Origin of the sequence: Pontibacter diazotrophicus, from assembly GCF_003367245.1 — a bacterium.
Lineage (GTDB): Bacteria > Bacteroidota > Bacteroidia > Cytophagales > Hymenobacteraceae > Pontibacter > Pontibacter diazotrophicus.
The window spans coordinates 63,436-89,773 of the sequence record NZ_QRGR01000012.1 but is presented as its reverse complement, the minus strand read 5'-3'; the positions used below and the strand labels follow the sequence as shown (position 1 = coordinate 89,773).

Genomic DNA, 26,338 nt, shown 5'->3' with positions numbered 1-26,338 from the left:
TATTTAGTCCTGAACAGCCTTTCCTGCAAGAGAAAGTGCTCCATAAAATAATAAAAGCAAAAGCGGGAGCCATATAAGCTATAACTCCCGCTTTTGCTTTACAGCTTATTACTACTTCCGCTTCTTCCAATCATTATGTGCCCCTTCTATCTGGCTGGCGTACTCTTTATAGCTTTCAGGCTCAGTAGTACCTAATTTGATAGCCTTGGCCGACAGCGAAGAAGCCATTTTATACTCTTTGTTGTAGGCGTAAAGCTTCGCTTTGATCCAGTTGTTAAAAAAGTTGTCTTTAATAGCAATGGATTTGTTAATCCACTCCAGCGCCTTCTGGTGATGTTCTTTGCGTGGGAGCATATACTCTGCACACTGGGCCCAGATATACCAGTCATCCGGAGCTGCTTTGGCAAGCGCTTCATTTATATTAGCAAGGGCCTTCTTTTCTACCTCCGTCTCAATATTCAGCGTTACTTTTTTGTTTTCCCACACCAGGTTCAGCTTTCCCTTATTGGCGCTGAGGTCAGAGAAGGAAAACTGCATCGTTTCCTGAAAAGTATTCTTCTTTGGCTTTACTTCTAAATATGCTACATCATCCAGTTCATTATATCCTTCCAGACCCCATAAGCCCGTGTCTTTATTCAGCACCACCTGCCAGAGAGAGTCGCTCTGCGGAAAAATGAAAAAGGAATAAGTACCGGCAGGCACCCGCTCCTGGTTCAGAAATAGATCGTCAGTGAAGGTGATAAGTGTCGCCTCGTTGGCACCAGCCCGCCATAAAGAGCCATAAGGCACCAGGTCCCCAAAAATCTTTCTGCCTTTCACACTAGGAGCGTGGTAATTGACAGTAATGTCTGTTAAGCCGATTGTCTGCTTCACCATAGCCGCCGGGCTGGCCTGTGGCAGCACCACCTGGGCAGAGGCAGAATAGGTGCCTATGAGTAAAAATAAGAACAGACAGAAGAGATAATTTTTCATTGTGGAATAGGCTATTGGCACTTGTATAATCAATATTGATATGAGAGAAAATTATGCCAGAATAAACAGAATCTTCATCAGCACTTTATCTTACAATACAAAGATAGTAAATTAATATTTTATATAACTGTGCTGCTCCTTGCATTATAACAAAGGAGTAGTTTGATGCTTTTAGAAATAGTGGGACCAATTAGAATTTACAGCATATATCACAGGAGCAACCTTTTCTTTTTCAAAAGGTATAAGAGGGAAGAGGATGTTGGTCTGTGGCACTTCTTGCATAGCAAATGCCACATAATGTGTGTATCATGATTATCTGCAGGTTCATATTACGAAAGCTTTTCGAGTTCATTTCTTAGCTTATTTTGCTGCTACTTTACAAAACATTGTGCTGCCTTCTTTGTATCAGTTGTATATTTTAGCACAGTTTGTTTTTATATATTCAAAAAACAGCTTTACTTTGCAGCATTCTACATGAGCGCAACGAATACAAATAGCACCCCATCTTCTTCCGCAATTCCTGTTGCTTCGGCTGCACATGTACGTTTTCACCACATCCATCATTCCTCGTAAGAGGAATAATACGACCATATTGCCCCCCAGGGTCTGTTCCCGATTTTGTCCTTTGCAAGAAGCAAAGGCATCATTTCCTTTATACATAAAGACATAAAAAAATACCTTGTATGCTACGATTAGCTATCCAGAAGTCCGGTAGGTTGAGTGAAGACTCGCTGAACCTGATCCGTGAATGTGGTATCTCCTTTGTTTCGAGTTCATTGAAGCTTAAAACTGAATCAACCAATTTCCCGCTTGAAATTCTGTATCTCCGCGATGACGACATCCCTGGCTATGTGGCCGACGGTGTGGCCGATATAGGCATTGTGGGGGAGAATGTGCTGGTAGAGGAGGGGAAGCAATCGCTGACGGTGGAGAAACTTGGCTTCTCAAAATGCCGCCTTTCGCTTGCTGTTCCCAAAACGATGGAGTATAACTCTATCCAGGACCTGAATGGTAAGAATATTGCCACTTCTTACCCGAACCTTTTAAAGGCTTACCTGCAGGAGCAAGGGGTGGAAGCCGACATTCATACCATCAGCGGTTCTGTGGAAATTGCCCCAAGCATCGGGCTGGCGGAAGCTATTTGTGACATCGTCAGCTCCGGCAGCACGCTGATAAGCAATGGACTGAAAGAGGTGGAGCGCGTGTTTAAATCGGAGGCAGCCCTTATTGCCAATGAAGAACTGAGCGAGGAAAAACGGGAAATTCTGGAGAAACTCCTGTTCCGGATACATGCCGTGCAACGTGCCCGCAAAAAGAAATACATCCTGCTGAATGCCCCAAACGAGAGCCTGGACGAAATCCGATCTTTGTTGCCAAGCATAAAATCCCCTACCATTCTACCACTGGCCGAAGATGGCTGGAGTTCGCTACACTCTGTGGTGAATGAAGATGACTTCTGGGAGATTATTGAAAAAATAAAAGCGGCAGGAGCACAGGGCATTTTAGTAATTCCGATTGAAAAGATGATTATTTAAGGCATGCGCAAGATTATAAATCCAAAGCAGGAGCAATGGCAGGAGCTGGTGAAGCGGCCTACCAAAAACCTGGAGGAACTGGAGCCAGGCATACTCCAAACTTTTAAACTGGTGCAGGAGCGGAGAGATGCCGCCTTGCTGGAACTGGCTGAAAAGTACGACGGCGTAAAGCTGCAGGGCCTGTTAGCAACAGAAGAAGAGTTCGCTGAGGCTGAGTCAAAGTTGTCATGGGAGCTGAAAGAGGCGATTCTGCAGGCTTACAGCAACATTCAGGTGTTTCATACGCAGCAGGCGGAGCATGTAAAACAGGTAGAAACAATGCCGGGGGTTACCTGCTGGCGTAAGAGCGTGGCCATTGAAAAGGTTGGCTTATATGTTCCAGGCGGCACAGCTCCCTTATTTTCTACATTGCTAATGCTGGGTGTACCAGCCCGTATTGCAGGCTGCAAAGAATTGGTGCTCTGCACGCCGCCTTCCAAAGACGGCACGGTGCATCCTGCCATACTATATACCGCTTCCCTTTTAGGAGTGAACCGGGTGGTGAAAGCAGGTGGTGCGCAGGCCGTGGCCGCGCTGGCCTTCGGCACGGAGACAGTGCCCGCTGTTTACAAGATATTCGGCCCCGGAAACCAGTATGTGACGGTGGCTAAGCAACTGGTGAGCAAAGCAGGCGTAGCGATTGATTTACCTGCCGGGCCCTCTGAGGTGCTGGTGATGGCGGATGACTCTGCCAATCCTGCTTTTGTGGCCGCTGACCTGCTCTCGCAGGCGGAGCACGGGGCAGATTCGCAGGTGGTGCTGCTGACAAATTCAGAGAAGCTGCTGCAAAAAGTAGAACAGGAACTAGAGGCGCAGTTAGCGGTGCTGCCACGGAGGGAATTTGCTCAGAAAGCATTAGATAACAGCCTGGGTATACTCATGGAAAGCGTAGCGGAAATGATGGACTTCTCCAACCTGTACGCGCCGGAGCACCTGATCCTTTCTATTCTGAATTTCGAAGAAGCCATCGACAGTATCACCAACGCTGGTTCTGTATTCCTGGGGAACTATAGCCCGGAATCTGCCGGCGATTATGCTTCAGGCACCAACCACACCCTACCAACCAACGGCTACGCCCGTGCCTATAGCGGCGTGTCTTTGGACAGCTTCGTGAAGAAAATTACCTTCCAGTACATCACCCCAGAAGGTTTGCAGCAAATTGGCAGTACCATCGAAACCATGGCAGCCGCCGAAGGGCTGGAGGCACACAAAAATGCAGTAAGTATAAGATTGAAGGAGGTAAACCGTGTTTAACCTGAATGCTATTATCCGGCCGAATGTGCAGAAGATGAAAGCCTATTCTTCGGCCCGCGACGAATTTAAAGGCGCTGCCAGCGTGTTTCTGGATGCCAACGAAAATAACCTCGGCAGCCTTGCCGGCGAAAACTACAACCGCTATCCGGACCCGCACCAGAAGAAATTGAAGGAGCGCATTGCGGAACTGAAGGGCGTGCAGCCGGACCAGATTTTTTTGGGCAACGGCAGCGACGAAGCCATAGACCTGCTTTTCCGGATGGTGTGCCGGCCGGGCCAGGATGCCATGCTGCACCTCCCGCCTACCTATGGCATGTATGAAGTGTCTGCCAACCTGAATGATGTGGCCCTGGAGGCCGTGCAGCTGACTTCTGATTTCCAGATACCAATAGAGGAGCTGCTGGCGCAGGTGAAGCCCAATACGAAAATTATCTTTATCTGCACGCCCAACAATCCGACTGGTAACGCAATCGAAACTTCAAGTATAGAGACTATCCTTCGGAACTTCAACGGGCTGGTCGTGCTGGACGAGGCTTACGTAGACTTCGGGCAAACCCCTAGCTGGACCACCCGATTGGCTGAGTTTCCGAACCTCGTGGTGCTGCAGACTTTCTCCAAAGCCTGGGGGATGGCGGGTTTGCGCTTAGGTCTTGCTTTTGCCTCAGCTGAGCTTATCTCCGTGCTGGACAAAATAAAGCCGCCTTACAATATAAACGAGGCAACCCAGGAACTGGCACTGGAAGCATTAACGCGAACCGAAGCGCTAAAAGATATGGTGGAGGAGATTGTGCAGGAGCGAACGCTGCTCATGCAGACACTACCTACACTGAAAACAGTAGAGAAAGTGTTTCCTTCCGATGCCAACTTTATACTGGTAAAAGTGAAAGATGCCAACGGCTTATACAAATACCTGTTAGGCGAAGGCATCGTGGTGCGTAACCGCTCCAGTTTGCCGGGCTGTGAAGGATGTCTTCGTATTTCGGTTGGGACGCTGGAGGAAAACCAGAAGCTGCTTCAATCTATTGCTGAGTTTGAATAAATTATATAGCGTGTATCAAGTAGCGCGAATCAGGTATCACGACATAATTTTGAAATCGTGATACCTGATTCGTGCATCGAGCATCGAAAAATAAAATGAAAAAAGCATTATTCATAGACCGTGACGGCACCATCCTGGTTGAGCCCAAAACGGATTTCCAGGTAGACTCATTTGAGAAGTTTGCCTTTGTGCCGGGCTCCATCAGCAACATGGCGAAGATTTTCCGAGAGCTTGATTATGAGTTCGTGATGGTGACGAACCAGGATGGTTTGGGTACAGACTCCTATCCGGAAGACACTTTCTGGCCTTACCAGAACAAGATGCTGGAGATACTGGAAAGCGAAGGAATCAAATTCGATGAAATCCTGATTGACCGTAGCTTCGAGCACGAAGGGCTGGAAACCCGTAAGCCAGGCATCGGCATGATGAAGAATTACCTGGCGGGGGAATATGACCTGGCAAACAGCTACGTCATCGGTGACCGCCAGACAGATGTAAAGCTCGCGCAGAACCTAGGTGCAAAAGCCATCTTTATAGGTGAAACAACGGCAGATGGAGCAGCTTTGAGCACGAACAACTGGGACGAGATTTATACTTTCCTGAAGCAGCCCACCACCCGCAAAGCAAGTGTAAGGCGCAGTACATCAGAAACAGATATTCTTGTAGAACTAAACCTAGATGGCACCGGTAAAATGGACATTAAAACCGGTCTTGGCTTTTTTGACCACATGCTGGAGCAGGTGGCAAAGCACGGGAAACTGGATCTGACTATTCAGGTTAAAGGCGACCTGCACATTGATGAGCACCATACCATTGAAGACACTGGTTTGGCACTAGGCGAGGCTTTTCTGCAGGCATTGGGTGATAAGCGGGGCATCAGCCGCTATGGCTTTTTCCTGCTGCCCATGGACGACGTGCTGGCACAGGTGGCCATCGACTTCAGCGGCAGACCCTGGACCGTGTGGGACGGGGAATTTAAACGTGAGAAAGTAGGGGATATGCCAACAGAGATGTTCTTCCACTTCTTCAAATCCTTCAGCGACACATCTAAAGCAAACCTGAACGTGAAGGTGAAGGGAGACAATGAGCACCATAAAATTGAAGCGATATTCAAGGCTTTCGCTCGTTCCATCCGGATGGCCGTAGAGCGGGACCTGCTCGATACCTCTATACCAAGTACAAAAGGTACACTTTAAAAAAGATTTACATGTAACAGCAAAAAGAGCCGCTCATGCTGCTCTTTTTGCTGTTTTTATTTAGTTCGAAGCCAGTCTTCTGCCTCTTCTTTGGAATCGAAAGTATTGATACATTCGTTTTCCTTAGCGTAGCGCAGCGATTTATCTGTAGAGAGGCGACTTAATGTGCTGGGAGAATATACCCAGGCAAAGCACTGCATTCCAGCCGTATTCATCCTCGGAATCCAGTCTTGCCCAACCCACTTCGAAGCGCCTGACCAAATGCCCTCCACATTCGTGTTGTCGTTCAGGATTTTGAAACATTGGTGCTCCTCCATGAAGTGAAGTATTTTCTCACAACCTGCTGTTACAGTATCGTAATTCACAAAACCACGCCAATTCACATAGATCCAATCATCCTGGTGATTTAGCTCAATTACAATGTAAGCCTCTCTGAATAATATCTCGTTTCGTGCTAATTTCATTTCATTTATCGCCTTTTAGAACGAAGGCTACAAATCTACTACGCAGAAACGAAGGAAGCTACTAAATATAGATTATAGTTTATTTATAATATTATATCTTTGATTTAAAGCAAAGTACAATTGACTGGAAAATATTTGTCTTAGCTTAAAATTATTAATCAATTGATTACCCGCTTATTGCAGAAGAAGTAGCTGTACAAGTAAAATTGCGGTATCTTGTCCGTATGATAATTCTAACAATTAGATAATTTTTTGAAATTTTATGTTGTTAGAATCAAAAGCTCCTCTTCCATCTGCTGTAGAGAAATAATACTCCTTATTGTTGCTCCTCTTCTTTTATAAAACTTCCAGAACCAATGCATGCTTTTTTATCTGGTTACATTAATTTTATCTAACTTTAAGGAAAGCGGGTGATAAAATTCATGCAGGCATCTAAACTACATGCAGCGCTATTCATAAAAAGGGAAACCTTACTTCAGTTGTTTAAGTTGTTAAAGTAGATACTGACAGAGGCATGAAAATTGTCCTCCCCCTAATATTATCAATACTACAATTTCACTCCCCTTCGGGAGAAACAAGTTAGCATGAGGCAATACATTTTTATTTTATTCTTTGTTTTTCTTTCTCACCCCATCACTTTTGCCCAGGATACTGATTTTACGGCTGCGGCCTCAGCTACTATAACTGCCGAAGCGGTTCAAAAACTATCAAAAGCTATCACCTTCCAAACTACTTCAGATGTAGATGAACAGGAATTCAGGTATTCTGAATTTTTGGACCTGCACGACTACCTTGGGGAGGCTTTCCCAGCCTTACACCAGCAACTGCAGAAGGAAGTAGTTAACGGGTATAGCCTGCTTTATACCTGGCTTGGAACTGATCCCGATTTGCCCCCTGTACTGCTGAGTGCGCACATGGATGTGGTGCCTGTGGAGGAGGAGACAAAGGAAGATTGGCAGCAGCAGCCTTATGCAGGCACAGTGAAAGACGGCTACATCTGGGGCCGTGGTTCCCTGGATGATAAATACCGGGTTATAGCCATTATGGAGGCCGTTGAACAACTGCTGCAGCAGGGTTACAGCCCCGAAAGAACAATTTATCTTGCCTTCGGCCATGATGAAGAGATAGGAGGCACTGAAGGTGCAGGCAAGATAAGTGAATACCTGCAGGAGCAGGGCGTGAAGCTCGAAGCTGTTTTTGACGAAGGACTTGCCGTGGCAAAAGGAGTTCTGCCCGGTATCGACGAACCCATTGCTTTTATAGGCACAGCAGCGAAGGGCGGTATGAACTTGCAGCTAAAAGTAAAAGGAGAGGGAGGGCATTCTTCTGCACCGCCTCTTGACACACCCGTTTCAATCTTGAGCGCTGCCTTAAACCGCCTGCAAAACAAGCCTTTTGAAGCACGCATGATTCCGACTACGAAGGAAACAATGGAGTTGATGGCTGGTAAACTAGGTGGCAAATATAAATTTGCCATGCGACATTATGGCCTTTTTAAAGGAAAGATACTGAAGATGCTGGCAAAGGACCAGGCCACCGGCGCACTTATCCGCACACAGATGACGCCTACTGTTTTAGAGGCCGGTGATACCTATAATGTGATGCCTCGTATGGCGAAGGCTATCCTAAACATCCGGATTTTGAACGGAGAGGATCAGGAAACGGTGATAAAACATGTAACGGAAACGGTAAACGACGAACGCGTTCAGATAGAGATGAAGGGTACCTACACGCCACCGTCTCCCATTACCCCAACCGACACCTGGACATACGCCGCTTTAGAACAAAGTATAAGAGAGACTTTCCCGGAAGTAGCCCTTGTAGTACCCGCTCTATTCCCGGGTTCAACAGACGCGAGACATTACACAAACCTCACGAACAACATCTATCGCTTTGGGCCGCAGGTAGTAACCCGCGAAAAAGCACAACTGGTGCATAATGTAGACGAGCGCCTGGAGGTAGAGGTTTTCGAAAAAAGCATTGCCTTCTATAAGACATTGCTTCGGCAGACGTGTGGGAATTTACCGCTTCAGGTGGTGATGCAGCAGGAGGAGTCTGAACTTCTGCCTGATGTAACGAATAAGTAAAAAAATACAGGCAATTGTTGGGAGTTATCAAATTAGCCTCTATTTTTGTGAAAGTGGAGAGGAAAAACAACCTTCACTGTTAAAGACAGAACTATAAGTGAATCAGAATCTACATACAGCTTGGTGGTGGCACGTTGAAAAACAAACGTGAACAGCCTTGCTATGTTTTTATGATGAAATAATATAGCACACGATATTAGAAAAAGCCCGCTGTTCACTGGAATAGCGGGCTTTTTGTTTAGCACCTTCTATAAAACGATGAAGAACTACAAAATCAGTACCACCTATAAGCGCCTGTTGGCTGATACGCTGACCCCTGTGAGCGTCTACCTGAAGCTGCGGGACCGCTTCCCCAACAGTATTCTGCTCGAAAGCTCTGACTACCACGGCGCTGAAAACAGTTTCTCCTATATCTGTTGCAGCCCCATGGCCAGCATTAAAGCAGAGAATGAGGTGCTGACGGAAACCTTCCCCGACGGCAGCATCCGCCACACCGACATCACGAGAGAAATAAACGTGCCCGAGCGATTGGCTGCCTTCTCAGGAAGCTTTGATATTGAAGAGCAAACCAAGTTCAACTTCATCCATAACGGCCTGTTCGGTTATATGAATTATGATGCCGTGCGGTACTTCGAGGATATAGAACTGAACCTCCGCCCGGACCGCCAGCAGATTCCAGACCTGTACTATGCGGTGTACCAGCACATAATTGCCATCAACCACTTCACAAACGAGGCCTTCATTTTTGCTCATAGCTATAATCAAGGCAGCGACGACGGCATCTCACAATTAGAAGCCCTGCTAAACAGTCGCAACATTCCAAGCTATACATTCAAGCCTGTAGGTGAAGAAGAACACAACATCAGCAGCCACGACTATCTGAAGAACATTGAAAAGGCCAAGCAGCATTGCTTCCGTGGGGATGTTTTCCAACTGGTGCTTTCCCGTCGTTTTGCCCAGGCCTTTCAGGGGGATGAGTTTAATGTATACCGGGCGCTACGCTCTGTTAATCCTTCACCTTATCTTTTTTACTTCGACTACGGCAGCTTTAAAATCTTTGGCTCCTCCCCAGAGGCACAGCTGGTGATAAAAGACAAAAAAGCCAGTATCTTTCCAATTGCCGGCACTTTCAGAAGAACAGGCGATGACGCCGCTGATGCCGCCCTTGCCGAGAAACTGTTGGCAGACCCGAAAGAGAACGCAGAGCACGTGATGCTGGTAGACCTGGCCCGTAACGACATCAGCCGCAACGGCCATAGTGTGAAAGTGGAAACCTTCCGCGAAATCCAGTTCTATTCCCACGTCATTCACCTGGTATCGAAAGTGTCAGGAGAACTGAACAAGCAGGAGGACTCTTTGCCGATGATTGCCAGCACGTTTCCGGCGGGCACGCTCTCTGGAGCTCCCAAGCACATGGCCATGCAACTTATCGACCGCTACGAAACGACCAACCGTGCCTTTTATGGCGGTTGTATCGGATTCCTCGACTTCAACGGGAACTTTAACAGCGCCATTATGATTCGCTCTTTTTTGAGCAAAGACTATAAATTATATTACCAGGCCGGTGCAGGCATTGTGGCCGCTTCTAACCCTGAAAGCGAGCTGCAGGAGGTAGACAATAAACTGATGGCACTGCGCCGTGCCCTTCAAATAGCCCAGGAGATAAACTGATATGGAAGTTCTTGTTATAGATAATTACGATTCTTTCACCTATAACCTCGTGCACCTGCTGCAGGAGTTAGGCGCAGAGGTAACAGTGCGGAGGAATGATAAAATAACGCTGGAAGAGGTTGGTGCCTTTCAGAAAATCATGCTGTCGCCAGGGCCGGGTATCCCGGATGAGGCAGGCATCCTGAAAGATGTTATCCGCACCTATGGCTCTAACAGGAGCCTGTTCGGGGTGTGCCTTGGGCATCAAGCCATTGGCGAGGTATACGGAGGCAAGTTGTTTAACAGCAACGAAGTATGGCACGGAATCGCCACACCAGTGCGTATTGTAAGTGAGGATGAACCGCTTTTCCGGAACATGCCCCAACAATTCGGCACTGGCCGCTACCATTCCTGGTTAGTAGAAGAGGAAATGCCGGACTGCCTGGTGCCAACCGCTGTAGACGAGGCAGGCCGTATCATGGCGCTTCGCCACAGAGAGCACGACGTACGCGGTGTGCAGTTCCACCCGGAGTCAGTGCTGACAGAGCACGGCAAGCAAATTATAAAGAACTGGCTGGAAAGCTGAGTTAGTAGAAGGACTATTGGGCAAAGGACAAAAGACTATTGAATGATCTTGTTTATCCTGGTTCTTTGTCATCAAGTCCTTTATCTTTTGTCTAACAGTCTTTTGACATAAAATAAAGCAATGAAAGAAATACTGAACCACTTATTCGAGCATAAGACGCTCACAAAAGAGCAGGCGCACGAAGTACTGGTGAATGTTACGGCCGGTAAGTATAACCAGAACCAGATAGCCAGTTTCCTGACCGTGTTTATGATGCGGAGCATTACAGTGGATGAATTGGAAGGTTTCCGGAATGCCCTGCTGGACCTTTGTCAGCGCGTGGATTTGGATGCGTATAATCCTATTGATTTATGTGGTACGGGTGGTGATGGCAAGGATACCTTTAATATCAGTACGCTTTCATCCTTTGTAGTGGCGGCAGCGGGTGTGCATGTGGCCAAGCACGGTAATTATGGTGTGTCTTCTTCCTGTGGTTCTTCTAACGTGCTGGAGGCATTGGGCATTAAATTCACAACCGACACCGATGCGCTGGAGCGAAGCATTGACAAGTATAACATCTGTTTCCTGCACGCCCCGCTGTTCCACCCAGCCATGAAGAGCGTAGGGCCAATCCGCAGAGAACTAGGTGTTAAAACTTTCTTCAACATGCTCGGACCGATGGTAAATCCAGCTTTCCCGAAGCGGCAGATGGTGGGCGTGTTCAGTCTGGAACTAGCTCGTATGTACGGCTACCTTTACCAGCAACAACCGGACGTACACTACAGCATCATCCATACGTTGGATGGCTATGATGAGATTTCCCTGACCAGCCCATTCAAAGTGATTTCTGATAACAAAGAGGCTTTGTATGATGCAGACACACTGGGACTGCCGACGCTGCAGCACGAGCAAATCAAAGGTGGCGGTGATGTGGCCGGGTCTGCAGCGCTTTTCCTGAAGGTGCTGCAAGGCGCTGGTACAGAAGCACAACAATCGGTAGTGGCAGCCAACGCTGGCATGGCGCTGCTAACTGCAAGACCAGAACTTGATATAAAAGACGCTGTAGCCCTTGCTCATGAAACACTTTCATCTGGCAAGGCTTACGACCTATTTAACAGGCTTGTAAATGACCAGAAGGTGGTGGCCTCATAAAGATCAACTTCAAAGGAGGAGAGCACCTTGATATTACTTTTGAATTGCTCCATTAATAGCTGGCGCAAAAAACAATGGAACTGTTAAACAAGAAAGGCAGGGAAATTCCCCGCCTTAGACTTCAAAGGGGGCCCTTAACCCCAGGAGGGGCTAGGGGTGGTTGGACTACTTAAAACGAATAAAGACTCAAAACATTTAGCATATAGAACACCAATACAATGAACATCCTAGACGAAATCATTGCCCAGAAATATAAAGAAGTTGCGGAGCGCAAAGACCTGTACCCGGTAAAGCTGCTGGAGAAAAGCCTTTACTACGAGACGCCTTGTGTATCGCTGGAACGCTACCTGCTGCGCCCGGATAAAAGCGGTATCATAGCAGAAATCAAACGCAAGTCTCCATCTAAAGGCGACATCAACCCTTACGTTTCTGTAGAGAGAACCTCTATTGGCTATATGCAGGCCGGAGCTTCCGCTTTGTCTATCCTGACGGACACCAACTACTTTGGCGGCAAAAATGAAGATTTGACAACAGCCAGAAAGTTTAACTATTGCCCAATCCTGCGCAAAGATTTTATGGTGGATGAGTATCAGATCGTGGAAGCAAAATCGATAGGTGCTGATGCTATTCTTCTGATTGCCGCTGCCCTGGAGCCTGCCCGCCTGAAGGAACTGGCGGCCTTTGCCCGTACACTAGGTCTTGAAGTACTGCTGGAGGTGCATAGCCTGGAAGAGCTACAGCAGAGCATGAACGACGAAGTGACAGTGGTAGGAGTGAATAACCGCAACCTTAAAACTTTCAAAACAGATGTTGGTTTGTCTTTTGAGCTGGCGAAGCATATTCCGGCAGGCGTCACCAAGATTTCCGAAAGCGGCTTGAGTCAGCCGCAGACACTGGTAGACCTTCAGGAAGCGGGATATAACGGGTTCCTGATCGGGGAGAGCTTTATGACAAACAGTCGCCCGGAACGGGCTGCTGCTGCTTTTGTAAAAGAACTTCGGGCCTTACAGGGAAAGAAGGAGACGGTGGCATGAAGGTGAAAGTATGCGGCATGCGCGAACCAGAGAACATCCGGCAGGTAGCTGCGCTGCAACCTGACTTCATGGGTTTTATTTTCTACAAAGATTCTAAGCGCTTCGTCGGAGAAACACTTTCGCCGGAACTCTTAGCTTCCCTTCCTGCGTCTGTCCGGAAAATAGGTGTGTTTGTGAATGAAAGCACGGAAGAAATCTTAGAGAAGGTAAAGACATACCACTTAAATCTGGTACAGCTGCATGGGCATGAATCACCACGGCAGTGCCAGGAGCTTCACGAGGCAGGCGTTAAAGTAATAAAAGCGTTCTCTGTTGGTGATAATTTCTCTTTTCAAAGTACCCTTCTCTATGAACGGTACTGCGATTATTTTCTGTTTGATACGAAAGGGAAGCAGTATGGCGGCAATGGGGTTGTCTTTGACTGGGAGCTCTTGAAAGGCCATATTGCTGATAAGCCGTACTTCCTGAGCGGAGGGCTTACACTGGAGAACCTGCAGCAGAAAGAATTTGAAGAGTTAAGGCCTAAACCTTTTGCTGTGGATGTGAACAGCGGCTTCGAACAGGAGCCGGGCCTGAAAAAGGTGGAAGAACTGAAGCAGTTGCTGGAAGCGGTCAGAGAGAAGGGTTGAAGGAAAACACTTTAAGCCTGCCCTTGCTGTATGTTTTCAGCAGCAAGCAAAGCTGTTGATCAAAAGACACAACAGCGGCGAAATTACAACTACAAAGAAATAGCACTCTAATGTGCTACACAGCCTTTAGGCTGAAAAACAATATGAATGATGAGACAATGGGACAGAATAGCCTTTTGTCTAACGTCTAAAATCTAACATCTAAAACATGAAATACTCAGTTGACGAAAACGGCTTTTACGGCAAGTTCGGTGGAGCCTATATCCCTGAAATGCTGCACCCAAATGTGGAAGAGCTCCGGGAGAACTACCTGAAGATAATGCAGTCTCCTGATTTTCAGGAGGAACTACAGGTATTGCTAAAGGATTATGTTGGTCGCCCGACTCCGCTGTACTTTGCTAAACGTCTTTCAGCAAAATATAACACGCAGATTTATCTGAAGCGCGAAGACCTGAACCACACCGGAGCTCATAAAATCAACAACACCGTAGGGCAGGTACTGATGGCGCAACGCCTGGGTAAAAAGCGCATTATTGCCGAAACTGGCGCTGGTCAGCATGGTGTGGCCACAGCGACGGTATGTGCCCTGATGAACCTGGAGTGTATTGTGTATATGGGCGAGGTTGACATTCTGCGACAGGCGCCAAACGTGGCCCGCATGAAAATGCTGGGTGCCACCGTGGTACCTGCCACCAGCGGCAGCCGCACCCTCAAAGATGCTACCAACGAAGCCATCCGCGACTGGATCAACAACCCGGAAGATACTTATTATATCATCGGCTCTGTAGTTGGTCCGCACCCATACCCGGATATGGTTGCTCGCTTCCAGGCAATTATATCAGAAGAGATGAAGTGGCAGCTGAAGGAGAAGACTGGAAATGAGAACCCCAATTACGTAGTAGCCTGCGTGGGCGGCGGTAGCAATGCTGCCGGTGCTTTCTACCACTACCTCGATACGCCGGAAGTAAAGCTGGTGGCTGTGGAAGCCGCTGGCATGGGCGTAGAGTCTGGTGAATCAGCGGCTACCTCTGTACTCGGTAAAGAAGGTGTTATCCACGGCAGCCGCACGTTGCTCATGCAGACAGAAGACGGGCAGGTAACAGAGCCCTATTCTATCTCTGCCGGACTGGACTACCCGGGCGTAGGGCCGATGCACGCACACCTGTTTGAGTCGAAACGGGCTATTTTTGAAAATATTACCGATGAAGAGGCACTGCAGGCAGTACTGGAGCTAACGAGGCTGGAAGGCATTATTCCGGCGTTGGAAAGTGCTCATGCTCTTGCTGCGCTAAGCAGAATAGGAGCAAAGCCGGATGATGTGGTGGTGGTGAACCTGTCTGGCCGTGGTGATAAAGATTTGTCAACGTACTTAGATAGATTCCAATTAAATGGATAACAGAATAAAATCCCTCTTTGAGCAGAAGCCACAGGGCCTGCTTTCGGTATACTTCACAGCAGGCTATCCTAACCTGGAAGACACCGTGCCGATTATTCTGGAGCTGGAGAAGAACGGGGTAGATTTGATAGAAGTAGGCATGCCTTTCTCTGATCCGCTGGCTGATGGGCCTACCATTCAGCAGAGCAGCGATATTGCGCTTCGCAACGGCATGACGATTCCGAAGCTATTTGAACAGTTAAAGGATATCCGGCAGCAAACGCAGATTCCTTTGGTACTGATGGGCTATCTGAACCCGGTGATGCAGTATGGGGTGGAGCGTTTCTGCCAGAAGGCACAGGAGGTTGGTATCGACGGCATCATTCTGCCTGATTTACCACTTTCAGATTATGTACGGGAGTATAAGCAGATGTTTGAGCAGCATAACCTGAGCAAAATATTCCTGGTAACTCCACAGACACCGGAAAAGCGCATCCGCGAGATTGACAGCCACACCAACGGCTTTGTGTACATGGTTTCCTCTGCTTCCACTACGGGGAGCACAAACGGCAAAGCCGTGGCGAATACCGATTATTTCCAGCGTGTACGGCAGATGGAACTGCGCAACCCCAGCCTGATTGGTTTCGGCATCCACGACAACGATACATTTTCACAGGCCTGCCAGCATGCTAAAGGTGCTATCATCGGCAGCGCGTTTATTAAGGCGCTGGCACAGGAGGGAAGCCTCCAGGAAAACATCGAATCATTTATCCAACGCATTAGAAATTAACTATGATCATACAATTACAGCAAGGTATTTCCTCTGACGTCAAAGAGAATATCCTGCAGGAGATAAAGAAAGTCGGCTTTAAAGGGAATGAAGTAAAAACCCAGGGCGGACACTACATTGTGGGTATCGGTAAAAAAGATTTCGATATCCGGACAATCGGCCAGCTGAATGGAGTGGCTGATATACACCGTGTGTCTGACGAGTACAAACTTATCTCCCGCAAATGGAGAGTAGAGCCTACCCGGATTGATATTGGCGATGGCGTTGTCATTGGCGAAGGCAGCTTCAGCATTATGGCTGGTCCATGTTCTATTGAAAGTGAGCAGCAGATACAGTTGGTGGTAGATCACCTGAAGGCGAATGACGTGAAAATAATGCGGGGCGGTGTGTTTAAACCCCGCAGCTCTCCTTATGCTTTCAGGGGGCTTGGCTTAGAAGGCCTGCAGATGTTCTACCGCATTTGCCGCGAGAACGGCATTAAAATCATTACAGAGGTAATGCAGGTGTCTCAAATAAAGGAGATGATTGACTATGTGGATGTATTCCAGGTGGGTGCCCGCAACAGCCAGAACTTTAACCTGCTCGACTCGCTGGGGGAAGCGCAAAAGCCTGTGCTGCTAAAACGCGGTATTTCGGGCACATTAGAAGAGCTGTTGCAGGCAGCGGAATATATCTTCTCAAACGGCAATGAGAAAATCATGCTCTGCGAGCGCGGCATCCGCTCTTACGAGAATGCTTACCGCAACGTGCTGGACCTGAATGCAGTGCCGGTACTGAAAGCCAAAACCCACCTTCCCGTAATTGTGGACCCGTCACACGGGATTGGATTGCGAGCCTATGTAGAGGAAATGTCGCTGGCAGCGGTGATGGCCGGTGCAGATGGCGTTATCTACGAAACGCACCAAAAGCCGGAAGAGGCTTTCTCTGATGGCCAACAGACACTGAATTTTCAGGAGTCGGAGCGCCTGGTGAAGCGCATGCGGCAGACATACCAACTGCGCGAAAGCTTTTAAGCTGCCGCTTTAATGATGCATTTATACCACATCAAAAAACTGATTCGTCCAGATTCAGGCTTTTTGATGTGGTATAAATGCATCATACACCGTTTTTCCGTATGATAAATCGCAGTATCATAAACTATGAATAAACTTTACTTGAATATTTTTTTCAGAAACGACACTCCTGAAAAGCGTAGAAATAAAAAAACCGCTGTTCTTATTCTTTTATTATTCAGCCTTTTAGCCACAGGCTGTTCAACGCTGCAGGAATCCTCCAAATATCAGTTTTCAGAAGGATTTTATAGGGTAAGGCTAAATGATGCTTCCGCTAAACGCATGTATGTAGATTTTCAGGAAGAAGAAGACTCCCTGATAATTTACCCGCTGCGGCCATCGGCACAGGGCCCAGTGCCGGATACATTGCGGGGAGTGAAAATAGACATTACTTCAGAAAGAGAGGAACCGCTGGCTGTCCACTATACTTTCTCACAACCCTCTTTTGATGTAGATGTGTTGACGATACCGCTGAAGTACCGTTCGGGTACCGCCGGGTTTCCAAAACAGCTTAACACGAGTGTTCAGGCAGCGATTTACCTGGGCCTGCGCAATGACTATTACAGAATGGGTTATACCGAAACGCCTCTAGGGAATTATAAGAGGCATTTTAACCATTTTGGCTTCAGCATGGGACTTTTCACCGGCCTGGGATCTGCCTTTATGAACGAATCCGTGACGCAGGGCCTGGTGGAGTATGAGTATGATGGGGTTGTGCTTGTGAATGGGGTAGCCGGTATTGTGGGAATTAATAATTTTACCCTAGGCCTGGCTATCGGCATCGATCATTTACTGGACCAAAACCGGGAACTGTGGATTTACCAACGCAAGCCCTGGGTAGGACTGGCATTTGGCCTGAACCTGAACTGATTGTGCATCTTTGCACTTCAAGTACAAATTAATTTGAAATGATGCAGCAGCGTCATTTGCATATGGGGTAAATATCTAAAACCGGCTTCTGCTTCGTATGTGGTTTCTTGCTTTGGAGGCGTAAAGAGCAACTGTTTCGTTTCTGAATAGTAAAGCCTTTAAGAATGACTATATTAAAATACAATGGTTAAAGCACTTGACAGTTTCCGTACTGATATAAACTTTGAAGACCTCCGACACAAGCACCCCAACGACATTGCGGAAGTCATTACTGAATTAAGCGCCAAAGAAAGAGTTTTAGCATTTTTGCTGTTGCCCGGTACACTCAAAGCAGAAGTCTTTACTTATTTCAACCACAACATACAGGAAGATATACTGAAGGAGATAGGCTCCCGCGACACAGCCGATATGCTGGAGAACATGGCTCCGGACGACCGGACCGAAATCTTTGAGAATTTCCCGGACCTGCTTATCAAGGAATCCATCAACCTGCTGTCGGATGAGGAGAAAAGCATTGCCCTGAACCTGCTGGGTTACCCCGAAAAGAGCATTGCCCGCATCATGACGCCATACTATATACAGGCCAAAAAAGGGTGGACCATCAGGCAGGCTATGAACAACATCAAACGCTATGGCAAAAAAGCGGAGACACTGAACCACCTGTACGTCATCGACAAAGAAAACAAACTCATTGATGATATTCGAATAGGCAAACTGCTGATGGCCGATGAAGAGCAAACGATTGAGTCATTAATGGACTACCAGTTTGTGTGCCTCACCACCACCATGACCAGGGAAGAAGCCATTGAGCACTTCGATAAGTATGACAGAGCAGTTATGCCGGTTGTGTCAGAAAATGGTGTGCTGGTGGGTATAGTGACATTTGATGACATCTTCGATGAGATTGAGCGCCGGGATACAGAGGACATCCAGAAATTCGGTGGCCTGGAGGCCCTGGAGCTGTCTTATACCGAAACGCCCTTGATGACGCTGGTAAGAAAACGGGCAAGTGTATTGCTCATCCTGTTTCTGGGGGAGATGCTGACAGCCTCGGCCATGGGCTTCTTCGAAGGCGAAATTGAACAGGCGGTGGTGCTGGCCTTGTTTATTCCATTGATTATTTCCAGTGGCGGTAACTCCGGCTCACAGGCAGCAACGTTGATTGTGCGGGCTATGGCGATCAAGGAACTTGGCATCAAGGACTGGTGGTACGTCATGCGGAAAGAAGTATTATCAGGTTTGCTACTAGGCTTGATACTGGGCACCGTAGGATATCTTAGAATAATTCTGTGGCAGCAGGCAGGCTTTTATGACTATGGCGAATATGCAAACTTGATAGGCATCACAATAGGGCTCTCGCTGGTAGGCATTGTGCTTTGGGGAACAATATCAGGTTCTATGATACCGTTTCTGCTCCGCTTATTACGCCTGGACCCTGCCACCTCTTCGGCCCCTTTTGTGGCGACACTGGTCGATGTAACCGGTCTGGTGATTTATTTCTCCATTGCCGCGGCAATACTGACAGGCACTCTGCTTTAAATTTTTTGAGCATTGGCTATACATTATACACGGCAAGTTCTATCTTTGTAACAATGGCAGGCATCAGCGCACATATTCATCATCACCATGCACGAAGCACTCGTTTCGGAGCCCTCTGCCTTTGGATTTGCTAAATACATAAACAATATTTCCAAAGCCTGACTCCGAAATGGGTCAGGCTTTTTTGTTTGTCTGAATCAGGATTTATAAGATTAACGAAATACACAGGATTCGTGCTTTAACTTAGCATATGTCCCATAACTGAGTTGGAAATCGGTCGCCTGTATACAATAGTCTTATGTCTAACATCTAATATCTTACGTCTAAAGAGATGAACTTAGTTATAGTTGATTATAAAGCCGGTAACGTTCAGTCGGTGCTGTTTGCGCTGGAGCGGCTGGGCATTCAAGCAACACTGAGCGCTGACTTCGAAACCATCAAGTCTGCTGACAAAGTAATCTTTCCGGGAGTGGGAGAGGCTTCGTCGGCCATGGCACAGCTCAAAGCCCGTAACCTCGACAAACTTCTGCCAACACTAGAGCAGCCTTTTTTTGGGGTTTGCCTGGGCATGCAATTGCTGTGCGAGCATTCCGAGGAGGGCGACACTGATTTGCTGGGCATTATCCCGTTGCAGGTAAAGCGCTTCCAGACAGATTTGAAGGTGCCGCACATGGGCTGGAACCAGTTGGAGAACCTTGCTTCGCCGTTGTTTGAGGGGCTAAAAGAGCAGGAGTACATGTACTTTGTGCACAGTTACTATGTGCCGAACAGCGATTTTACTATTGCCCAAGCCAACTACCCGGAGCCTTTTTCTGCTGCTTTGCAGTATAAAAACTTTTATGCCGCGCAATTCCACCCCGAGAAAAGCGGGCCTGCCGGCTCACAAATTATTAAGAATTTTTTAGCCTTATGATGGAAATTATACCAGCCATAGATTTGATCGGCGGCCAGTGCGTTCGCCTGACAGAAGGAGATTTTTCTCAGCAGACAACCTATGACAGCAATCCGTTGGAAGTAGCCAAATGCTTCGAGGCGCACGGCGTCAAGCGTTTGCACCTAGTTGATTTGGACGGTGCGAGAGCCCGAAAGCCAGTGAACCTAGCTGTTCTGGAGAAAATCGCAGCAAATACTGGGTTAATCATCGACTTCGGCGGTGGCCTGCAGTCAGCGGAGGCGGTGCAACAGGCATTTGATGCAGGAGCTTCACAGATTACGGCCGGAAGCATTGCGGTGCGGGAGCCGGAAACGGTGAAAGGCTGGCTTCAACAGTACGGCCCGGACAAAATCATCATAGGTGCTGATTTTAAAGGCCAGCACATTGCCATCAGCGCCTGGACAGAAGAAAGCGATTATGCGCTGCAGGATTTTATCTCTGGTTACATAGAGACGGGAGCAAAACTGTTTATCTGTACCGATGTAAGCAAGGACGGTAAATTGCAGGGCCCCTCTATCGATACCTACCGCGAACTGAAGGCGACGCTTCCGAAAGCAGGTTTGATAGCAAGCGGTGGCGTCACGACGATAGAAGACCTGGAAGTGCTGCAGAAAATAGGCGTGGAAGGTGCCATCATAGGCAAAGCGATTTATGAGGGTACAATTCAGTTAAAAGACTTAGAGCGATTTATATGCTAACAAAACGCATTATACCCTGCCTCGATATTAAGAACGGACGTACCGTAAAGGGCGTGCGTTTTGAGAATATCCGTGATGCAGGAGACCCTGTGGAACTGGCGAAGTGGTATGCCGAACAAGGCGCTGACGAGCTTGTATTTTTAGATATCACGGCCACAAACGAGGAACGCAAAACTTTTGCTGAACTCGTACGCGACATTGCCCGCCACATCGATATACCTTTTACAGTAGGAGGCGGTATCAGCGCAGTGGCAGATGTGGAGGTGTTGTTGCAGGCAGGAGCGGATAAAGTATCCATCAATTCAGCTGCCATACGAAATCCGCAACTGGTGGAGGATTTAGCAAAACGCTTCGGCAGCCAGTGCGTCACCGTGGCCGTGGATACCAAATATACTGATGCCACCGGGTGGAAAGTTTACGCCCGTGCCGGTACCGTAGAAACAGAACATGCCACCGTAGACTGGGCCCGAAGAGTGACAGATTTAGGGGCAGGCGAAATCCTGCTTACCAGCATGAACAACGATGGCACCAAAGCAGGCTTTGCCCTGGATATTACAGGAGCTGTAGCCAAATCCGTTACAGTTCCTGTAGTTGCCTCGGGCGGTGCAGGCAGTATGGAACACTTTGCAGATGTATTTCATCAGGCACATGCTGACGCGGCACTGGCTGCCAGCCTGTTCCATTTCCGTGAACTGGAAGTGCCTGACCTGAAGAAATACCTGAAGGAGCAAGGCGTGGATGTTCGTATATAATCAATTTTGAATAAGTGAGTGGGTTAGAAAGCGCAATCCTTATGCTGCACTCTCTAACTCTCTAACTTTCTAACTTTTTAACTCAAAATAGGTGGAATTAGATTTTGAAAAAACAGGCGGTCTTGTACCAGCTGTTATACAGGATGAACTGACGGGCCAGGTGCTGATGCTGGGCTACATGAACCAGGAGGCGCTGGACAAGACCCGGCAGGAGGGACTGGTTACCTTTTTTTCGCGCTCAAAAAACCGGCTCTGGACAAAAGGAGAGACCTCCGGCAATACACTGCAGGTAAAGAGCATTAACCGCGACTGTGATGCAGACTCACTGCTGATAAAGGTTAACCCAACTGGCCCAACCTGCCATACCGGCTCCACCAGTTGTTTCGGAGAGGAGGCTGCCTCTAACCGTGCTGCTGCTATCCGTTTCATCGCTGACCTTGAAGAGGTTATACAGCAACGAAAAGCCAATCCGATAGAAGGTTCTTATACCAATTTCCTGTTTGAAAAAGGCGTGAATAAGATTGCCCAGAAAGTAGGGGAGGAAGCTGTTGAAACGGTAATTGATGCCGTGGCAGGCAAGTTAGACACCATGAAAGGCGAAGCAGCTGATTTACTGTACCACCTGCTGGTGCTTCTTTCGGCAACCGGTTTGGAGCTAAAAGATGTGGTGGAGGTGCTGCAGGAGCGGCATAAGAAGTAACAAAAGCAAAACTAAAGTAAACAAAAAAACAGCGACACGCCTAAGTAAACCTGACGTTGTTTTTTTGTTATGGCTTCACTAGTATCAGGTTTGTGAACTCCCCTGTTACAGTCACGTCACATTTGCGTGCATCAGCCAGGTTAGCGTTGTAGCGGGTAGGGTCAGTCACATCTTTCATCACAACGGTAAATTTGCCACTGGCTAACTGTGTTTCATAATCAAAGGAAGTGATTTCGAACTCCCCGTCAATAGTATTGCCACCACTCAGGAGGACGCTGCCTGAACCTGAGTTCATGTAGTGATAATAGGTAGTTTTTGCCGGACCTGACGCTGGGTCTGGCAAAGACTGCACTTTATATTTGCCAACATATCCATTCGCTAAATCCGCTTCATAAATTTCGAAAAATATAGCATCTTTTCCATCCTGACGAGCAGGTGAAAAGCTTACCTCCAGTATTTTATTTTCCAGAACCAGCTGGGTCTCATCAGCGTCAAGGGTATAACTTGCCTTCTCATCTATATCGTCAGAATTAAAGTCAAAGCTTCTGTCCATTTTAGCTTCTGTTTCAGGTAGAACAGTGACTGTTTCTTCTTTCTCACATGACATGAAAAAGAAACTGAAAACCAACAGCAGAGAGAATGAGAATAGCTTTTTCATGGTATTAGATTTAAACTTTTAATTTAAATCGCAATCTCTATTTTCGTGCCAATATTTTATATAGCTAATACCTTTTTTATTTCATCTGCTACCTCACCACCGTTTTCCTCCTGCAGAAAATGACCCGCTTTTAATCTCACAATTTTAGCTTCCGGAAAAGCTTCTTTCCATCTGTCCAGGAAGTGCAGGGGTAGCAGCGCGTCTTTCTCTCCCCAAAGTATAAGCTTGTTTATTCCTTTCAATTTCTCCCGCTGTTCCCATAGTGCTTCAAAATAAGAATTCGCCTCATGTAAGGCCTTTGCAAAGTTCCAGGTGCCTAGTCTGTCAGAAGCGGAGGTAAGCGGCTTCTGATAGTGGTTCTGAATATCTTTCGTAAGATGCTTGCGCTGATGGTAGCCTCTGGGAAGTAACATCCGCACAGAAAATCCGCCGCGCAGGTATAAGAACCTGCCGATGCTTCCGCTCATGAACTTGCTGATTTTGTTTATCTGCTTTTCGTCCTGCAGGTTCCACATCCAGGAATTCAGTATAATCAGGTTTTTCACGTTTTCAGGGTGGCGCAGCGCATAACGCAGCCCAATAGGACCACCAAAATCATGCACTACCAAGGTGATATTCCGGAGTTGCAGGTGCTCTATCAGCGCTTCTAAGTTATCTGCATGTGCTTCAGGAGTATAGGGAAAGCTATCACCTGGTTTATCAGAAAGGCCGAAACCCAGGTGGTCCGGGGCAACGCAGCGGTAGTTGCGGCTAAGTGCTTTTATTTGCTGCCGCCACACAAATGACCAGGTGGGTGTTCCATGCACGAACAAAATGGTCTCGCCACTGCCTTCATCCACATAATGCATTTGCCCCGCCTCTAGTTGCAAGGTATGGTGCTGGAACGGGTAGAGAATACGGTCAAGCCATTTGGGGGATTTCATAGTTTTATCTGTTTAGTGGGTTGTATATTTTTGAATCAACTGGTTCGCTACTTCGTCAAGAGGATAGTTCTCGTTCAGCAGGTAATGCATGGCCATGCCATCAATGGAGGCAAAAAGAAGTTTTGCTTCCAGGTCCGGTGCATGAACACCAGCCTCCATAAGATTATCTTTCAGCTGTGCCTCCACATAATTTATCTGTTCTTGTACCTCCAGTGCAACAGGTGCCATTATGTTGCGCTGAAACCGGAGGCTATGCAGCAGGCGCCAGAAATGTTTCTTTTCTTTCAGAAGCTGGACCGTTTGTAGGATATGTTGCTTTAATGCTGATGTGCCTTCTGGCTTACCTGATTTGGCAAAAGAATGCTGGATGTCTTTGTAGCCAAGGCGGAATATTTCCAGCAGTAGTTCCTCTTTACTACTAAAGTAATTGTACATCAGCCCTAAAGATACACCAGCTTCTGAAGCTATCTGACGAATGGAAGTAGCTTCGTATCCATTTTCTGAAAAGAGGCTGAGTGCTGTCTCCACCAATATTTTTTTGCTTTTTTCCCGCTTCTCCTCTGTCTTCTTCATTTTTATGAATGAACGTTTGTTCAATAAATATACTCGTTCTCAATCAGTTTCACAATTTTTATATTCATAAATAAATTGCTTAAACATTAAAATGTATTTGCATACATCCGTAGTTACAATTGAAATTTAAAATATTTGATTGTGAGATATAACGATGACGAAAACAACAAGGTCAAACGCTGGCTGAAAATAGGGGCATGGACTTTTGGGATAGCTTTATTCCTTTTTGTGGGTTTGTTTTTTCTAACGATTTGGCTGGAAAACAAGCTGGAGCGAATGGTGGCGGAGCAGTCTGACGGTGTTTATGAACTTCAACTTCACGGACTGCAGCTTTCACCTTTTATAGGTAATCTGTCAGTAGACAGTCTTTCTTTGACACCCGATTATGAGCGCTGGCAGCAACTGAACAGCCAGTATAAGGATGTATCGCCAACGCTGATGGATCTTCAGTCCAGGGAAATAGCGCTGAATGGACTCAACTACCTGGCAGTGCTGTTTGGTAGTGATCCGCAACTGGATGAATTTATAATAGAAAATCCTGAAATGCTGGTGACGATGATGCGAAAGGACACCACCTCGCAGGAGGAACCGCTGCACGCATCGGTGCCTGATAGAATAAAAGGGCTTCAGATAGGACAAATAGACCTTGGTAGTGGGAAAGTCAGCTATCGGGATGATACGGATACAGCATCAACGATATTTTCTATACAGCAATTTAACCTCACCGTGGATGATATAAGACTGGATAGTCAGTCATTCCAGGCGCAGGACAGAGCCTATTATGCAGCGCGCGTCATATTTAATGCTGAACAGGCAGCTTTTTTCACTTCTGATAAACTGTACAGGCTAACAGCGGATTCTATAGTGATGAATACGGATAGTAGCATGCTCCAGGCAAAGCAGGTAAGTCTAAACCCAACCACAGACCCCACCAGCATGGCAGAGGCGAAAGGAGAGGCTACGGCGTATATGGAGTCAGATATACCCCTGATCGCATTAACCGGGATAGATTTTCCAGAGCATTCCCGCAACAGCAACCTGATTGCGCGGCATCTGCTTATCCAGGAGCCGTCTCTTGATATTTTCAAAGACAAGAAGAACTTTGAAAATAAGTACAAAAGGCCTTTTCCGCATGAAATAGTGCAGAACGTGCAGGTAAAGTTCCTGGTGGACACTGTTGAACTGACAAGTGGTTTTATCAAATACGAAACCATTGTGCCGGAGGCAGCAGAGCGCGGTCTTTTCACTTTGGAAAATCTGGAGATAACTGTTTCTAATTTCAGTAATATGCCAGAACATATATCAATGGAGAATCCTGCTGTGGTGCAGGCCAATGGTTTAGTTATGGGTAAAACCAGGGCTAATATAACCTCGCGGATGCCGCTATTAGAGGAGAATGGCTATCATACCTTAGTTGGTGAGGTAGCTTCAACAGATCCCAAAATACTGAACCCTATGGTAGCGCCTACTGCTTTTATACGGATTGAAAGCGGGCAAATAAGCAGGGGGAGCGTTGATTTAGAGCTAACAAATGAGCAGGCAACAGGTACATTCAGACTTATCTACAGCAACTTTGAGATAGAACTCCTGTCTAAAGGAACAGGTGGAGACCAATCCCTGGGAAAAGAAATACTCTCGGAGCTGGCAAACTGGGTAGCTGTGAAGGAAAGCAATCCGGGGAGTGAAGGGGAGCAACCGCGCGTGGCAGAGGTAGATGTAGCGCACGAAGACGAAAACTCTATTTTCAATTTTTGGGCGAAATGCCTTATGGATGGCTTTAAGTCTATTGCCACAATTATGTAAAATAGCTGCAGAAAGATTAAAATACTTTTCATAGTAGGAACCTATCTTTCACTTA

At 47.1% G+C, this 26,338-nt stretch carries 25 protein-coding genes; 20 read left to right on the top strand and 5 right to left on the bottom strand.

Annotated elements, in window-relative coordinates:
* Positions 1-111 precede the first annotated feature (111 nt).
* The gene (locus tag DXT99_RS12645; RefSeq protein WP_115565923.1) at positions 112-972 is read right to left on the bottom strand and encodes a DUF2911 domain-containing protein; all 861 of its coding nucleotides are present in this window, start codon (positions 970-972) and stop codon (positions 112-114) included.
* A 683-nt stretch (positions 973-1,655) separates the two neighbouring features.
* Here DXT99_RS12645 and hisG point away from each other — a divergent pair.
* The 4 genes from hisG (at position 1,656) to hisB (ending at position 6,035) form a co-directional block, all read left to right on the top strand.
* Positions 1,656-2,507, top strand: coding sequence for an ATP phosphoribosyltransferase (hisG, locus tag DXT99_RS12640; RefSeq protein WP_394851328.1), 852 nt, complete (start codon positions 1,656-1,658; stop codon positions 2,505-2,507).
* 3 nt (positions 2,508-2,510) lie between these two features.
* Positions 2,511-3,800 carry a histidinol dehydrogenase gene (gene hisD, locus DXT99_RS12635; protein ID WP_115565921.1) on the top strand — a complete coding sequence of 430 codons (1,290 nt, stop codon included), beginning with the start codon at positions 2,511-2,513 and terminating at the stop codon, positions 3,798-3,800.
* On the top strand, positions 3,793-4,839 hold the full coding sequence (gene hisC / locus DXT99_RS12630; protein ID WP_115565920.1) for a histidinol-phosphate transaminase: 1,047 nt from the start codon (positions 3,793-3,795) through the stop codon (positions 4,837-4,839). Before hisD ends, hisC begins: the two co-directional genes overlap by 8 nt.
* A 95-nt stretch (positions 4,840-4,934) precedes the next feature.
* A complete protein-coding gene (gene hisB / locus DXT99_RS12625; RefSeq protein WP_115565919.1) occupies positions 4,935-6,035 on the top strand; it encodes a bifunctional histidinol-phosphatase/imidazoleglycerol-phosphate dehydratase HisB in 1,101 nt (366 codons plus the stop codon).
* A 56-nt stretch (positions 6,036-6,091) separates the two neighbouring features.
* On the opposite strand, the gene DXT99_RS12620 is transcribed toward hisB, so the two are convergent.
* Positions 6,092-6,499, bottom strand: coding sequence for a hypothetical protein (locus DXT99_RS12620; RefSeq protein ID WP_115565918.1), 408 nt, complete (start codon positions 6,497-6,499; stop codon positions 6,092-6,094).
* A 584-nt stretch (positions 6,500-7,083) separates the two neighbouring features.
* Between DXT99_RS12620 and DXT99_RS12615 the strand changes: the two genes are divergently transcribed.
* The 15 genes from DXT99_RS12615 (at position 7,084) to hisIE (ending at position 22,326) form a co-directional block, all read left to right on the top strand.
* Positions 7,084-8,586, top strand: a complete 1,503-nt coding sequence (locus DXT99_RS12615) for a M20/M25/M40 family metallo-hydrolase (RefSeq protein WP_115565917.1) — start codon at positions 7,084-7,086, stop codon at positions 8,584-8,586.
* Between the two features lie 258 nt (positions 8,587-8,844).
* Entirely contained in the window at positions 8,845-10,257 is a 1,413-nt protein-coding gene (locus DXT99_RS12610) for an anthranilate synthase component I family protein (RefSeq protein ID WP_115565916.1), read from the top strand.
* 1 nt (position 10,258) lies between these two features.
* The gene (locus DXT99_RS12605) at positions 10,259-10,822 is read left to right on the top strand and encodes an anthranilate synthase component II (RefSeq protein WP_115565915.1); all 564 of its coding nucleotides are present in this window, start codon (positions 10,259-10,261) and stop codon (positions 10,820-10,822) included.
* A gap of 120 nt (positions 10,823-10,942) precedes the next feature.
* Positions 10,943-11,953 (top strand): anthranilate phosphoribosyltransferase, encoded by a 1,011-nt coding sequence (gene trpD / locus DXT99_RS12600; protein ID WP_115565914.1) that lies wholly within the window; start codon positions 10,943-10,945, stop codon positions 11,951-11,953.
* Between the two features lie 218 nt (positions 11,954-12,171).
* On the top strand, positions 12,172-12,987 hold the full coding sequence (trpC, locus tag DXT99_RS12595; RefSeq protein ID WP_115565913.1) for an indole-3-glycerol phosphate synthase TrpC: 816 nt from the start codon (positions 12,172-12,174) through the stop codon (positions 12,985-12,987).
* On the top strand, positions 12,984-13,616 hold the full coding sequence (locus DXT99_RS12590; RefSeq protein WP_115565912.1) for a phosphoribosylanthranilate isomerase: 633 nt from the start codon (positions 12,984-12,986) through the stop codon (positions 13,614-13,616). The genes trpC and DXT99_RS12590 overlap by 4 nt, the downstream gene beginning before the upstream one ends.
* A gap of 208 nt (positions 13,617-13,824) precedes the next feature.
* Entirely contained in the window at positions 13,825-15,012 is a 1,188-nt protein-coding gene (gene trpB, locus DXT99_RS12585) for a tryptophan synthase subunit beta (RefSeq protein ID WP_115565911.1), read from the top strand.
* On the top strand, positions 15,005-15,781 hold the full coding sequence (gene trpA, locus DXT99_RS12580) for a tryptophan synthase subunit alpha (protein ID WP_115565910.1): 777 nt from the start codon (positions 15,005-15,007) through the stop codon (positions 15,779-15,781). The genes trpB and trpA overlap by 8 nt, the downstream gene beginning before the upstream one ends.
* 2 nt (positions 15,782-15,783) lie before the next feature.
* A complete protein-coding gene (gene aroF, locus DXT99_RS12575) occupies positions 15,784-16,794 on the top strand; it encodes a 3-deoxy-7-phosphoheptulonate synthase (RefSeq protein ID WP_115565909.1) in 1,011 nt (336 codons plus the stop codon).
* Between the two features lie 321 nt (positions 16,795-17,115).
* Positions 17,116-17,703 carry a hypothetical protein gene (locus DXT99_RS12570; RefSeq protein WP_147294213.1) on the top strand — a complete coding sequence of 196 codons (588 nt, stop codon included), beginning with the start codon at positions 17,116-17,118 and terminating at the stop codon, positions 17,701-17,703.
* Positions 17,704-17,886: 183 nt separating this feature from the next.
* Entirely contained in the window at positions 17,887-19,242 is a 1,356-nt protein-coding gene (mgtE, locus tag DXT99_RS12565; protein ID WP_181885119.1) for a magnesium transporter, read from the top strand.
* Positions 19,243-19,573: 331 nt separating this feature from the next.
* Positions 19,574-20,155: an imidazole glycerol phosphate synthase subunit HisH gene (gene hisH, locus DXT99_RS12560; RefSeq protein ID WP_115565907.1), complete on the top strand. Its 582-nt coding sequence runs from the start codon at positions 19,574-19,576 to the stop codon at positions 20,153-20,155.
* A complete protein-coding gene (gene hisA, locus DXT99_RS12555) occupies positions 20,152-20,874 on the top strand; it encodes a 1-(5-phosphoribosyl)-5-[(5-phosphoribosylamino)methylideneamino]imidazole-4-carboxamide isomerase (RefSeq protein WP_115565906.1) in 723 nt (240 codons plus the stop codon). Before hisH ends, hisA begins: the two co-directional genes overlap by 4 nt.
* On the top strand, positions 20,868-21,626 hold the full coding sequence (hisF, locus tag DXT99_RS12550; RefSeq protein ID WP_115565905.1) for an imidazole glycerol phosphate synthase subunit HisF: 759 nt from the start codon (positions 20,868-20,870) through the stop codon (positions 21,624-21,626). Before hisA ends, hisF begins: the two co-directional genes overlap by 7 nt.
* Positions 21,627-21,717: 91 nt before the next feature.
* Positions 21,718-22,326 (top strand): bifunctional phosphoribosyl-AMP cyclohydrolase/phosphoribosyl-ATP diphosphatase HisIE, encoded by a 609-nt coding sequence (hisIE, locus tag DXT99_RS12545; protein ID WP_115565904.1) that lies wholly within the window; start codon positions 21,718-21,720, stop codon positions 22,324-22,326.
* A gap of 67 nt (positions 22,327-22,393) precedes the next feature.
* Here the strand turns inward: hisIE and DXT99_RS12540 are convergent, their stop codons facing one another.
* From DXT99_RS12540 to DXT99_RS12530, 3 genes are read right to left on the bottom strand one after another with little or no spacing between them, the layout of a single operon-like run.
* Positions 22,394-22,984 carry a hypothetical protein gene (locus DXT99_RS12540; protein WP_115565903.1) on the bottom strand — a complete coding sequence of 197 codons (591 nt, stop codon included), beginning with the start codon at positions 22,982-22,984 and terminating at the stop codon, positions 22,394-22,396.
* Between the two features lie 56 nt (positions 22,985-23,040).
* Positions 23,041-23,907, bottom strand: a complete 867-nt coding sequence (locus DXT99_RS12535; protein ID WP_115565902.1) for an alpha/beta fold hydrolase — start codon at positions 23,905-23,907, stop codon at positions 23,041-23,043.
* A 12-nt stretch (positions 23,908-23,919) separates the two neighbouring features.
* Positions 23,920-24,480 (bottom strand): TetR/AcrR family transcriptional regulator, encoded by a 561-nt coding sequence (locus tag DXT99_RS12530; protein WP_115565901.1) that lies wholly within the window; start codon positions 24,478-24,480, stop codon positions 23,920-23,922.
* A gap of 141 nt (positions 24,481-24,621) precedes the next feature.
* On the opposite strand from DXT99_RS12530, the gene DXT99_RS12525 reads away from it, so the two are divergent.
* Positions 24,622-26,283: a hypothetical protein gene (locus DXT99_RS12525; protein WP_147294212.1), complete on the top strand. Its 1,662-nt coding sequence runs from the start codon at positions 24,622-24,624 to the stop codon at positions 26,281-26,283.
* Positions 26,284-26,338: the final 55 nt, after the last annotated feature.

Coding starts and splice junctions, on each gene's coding strand:
- DXT99_RS12535 (WP_115565902.1), bottom strand. CDS start 23,907: ATGAAATCCCCCAAATGGCTTGACCGTATTCTCTACCCGTTCCAGCAC.
- hisD (WP_115565921.1), top strand. CDS start 2,511: ATGCGCAAGATTATAAATCCAAAGCAGGAGCAATGGCAGGAGCTGGTG.
- hisH (WP_115565907.1), top strand. CDS start 19,574: ATGAACTTAGTTATAGTTGATTATAAAGCCGGTAACGTTCAGTCGGTG.
- DXT99_RS12610 (WP_115565916.1), top strand. CDS start 8,845: ATGAAGAACTACAAAATCAGTACCACCTATAAGCGCCTGTTGGCTGAT.
- trpA (WP_115565910.1), top strand. CDS start 15,005: ATGGATAACAGAATAAAATCCCTCTTTGAGCAGAAGCCACAGGGCCTG.
- aroF (WP_115565909.1), top strand. CDS start 15,784: ATGATCATACAATTACAGCAAGGTATTTCCTCTGACGTCAAAGAGAAT.
- mgtE (WP_181885119.1), top strand. CDS start 17,887: ATGGTTAAAGCACTTGACAGTTTCCGTACTGATATAAACTTTGAAGAC.
- hisF (WP_115565905.1), top strand. CDS start 20,868: ATGCTAACAAAACGCATTATACCCTGCCTCGATATTAAGAACGGACGT.
- DXT99_RS12615 (WP_115565917.1), top strand. CDS start 7,084: ATGAGGCAATACATTTTTATTTTATTCTTTGTTTTTCTTTCTCACCCC.
- DXT99_RS12570 (WP_147294213.1), top strand. CDS start 17,116: ATGTATGTAGATTTTCAGGAAGAAGAAGACTCCCTGATAATTTACCCG.
- trpD (WP_115565914.1), top strand. CDS start 10,943: ATGAAAGAAATACTGAACCACTTATTCGAGCATAAGACGCTCACAAAA.
- hisB (WP_115565919.1), top strand. CDS start 4,935: ATGAAAAAAGCATTATTCATAGACCGTGACGGCACCATCCTGGTTGAG.
- DXT99_RS12590 (WP_115565912.1), top strand. CDS start 12,984: ATGAAGGTGAAAGTATGCGGCATGCGCGAACCAGAGAACATCCGGCAG.
- DXT99_RS12620 (WP_115565918.1), bottom strand. CDS start 6,499: ATGAAATTAGCACGAAACGAGATATTATTCAGAGAGGCTTACATTGTA.
- hisA (WP_115565906.1), top strand. CDS start 20,152: ATGATGGAAATTATACCAGCCATAGATTTGATCGGCGGCCAGTGCGTT.
- hisG (WP_394851328.1), top strand. CDS start 1,656: ATGCTACGATTAGCTATCCAGAAGTCCGGTAGGTTGAGTGAAGACTCG.
- trpB (WP_115565911.1), top strand. CDS start 13,825: ATGAAATACTCAGTTGACGAAAACGGCTTTTACGGCAAGTTCGGTGGA.
- DXT99_RS12645 (WP_115565923.1), bottom strand. CDS start 972: ATGAAAAATTATCTCTTCTGTCTGTTCTTATTTTTACTCATAGGCACC.
- DXT99_RS12540 (WP_115565903.1), bottom strand. CDS start 22,984: ATGAAAAAGCTATTCTCATTCTCTCTGCTGTTGGTTTTCAGTTTCTTT.
- DXT99_RS12530 (WP_115565901.1), bottom strand. CDS start 24,480: ATGAAGAAGACAGAGGAGAAGCGGGAAAAAAGCAAAAAAATATTGGTG.
- trpC (WP_115565913.1), top strand. CDS start 12,172: ATGAACATCCTAGACGAAATCATTGCCCAGAAATATAAAGAAGTTGCG.
- DXT99_RS12605 (WP_115565915.1), top strand. CDS start 10,259: ATGGAAGTTCTTGTTATAGATAATTACGATTCTTTCACCTATAACCTC.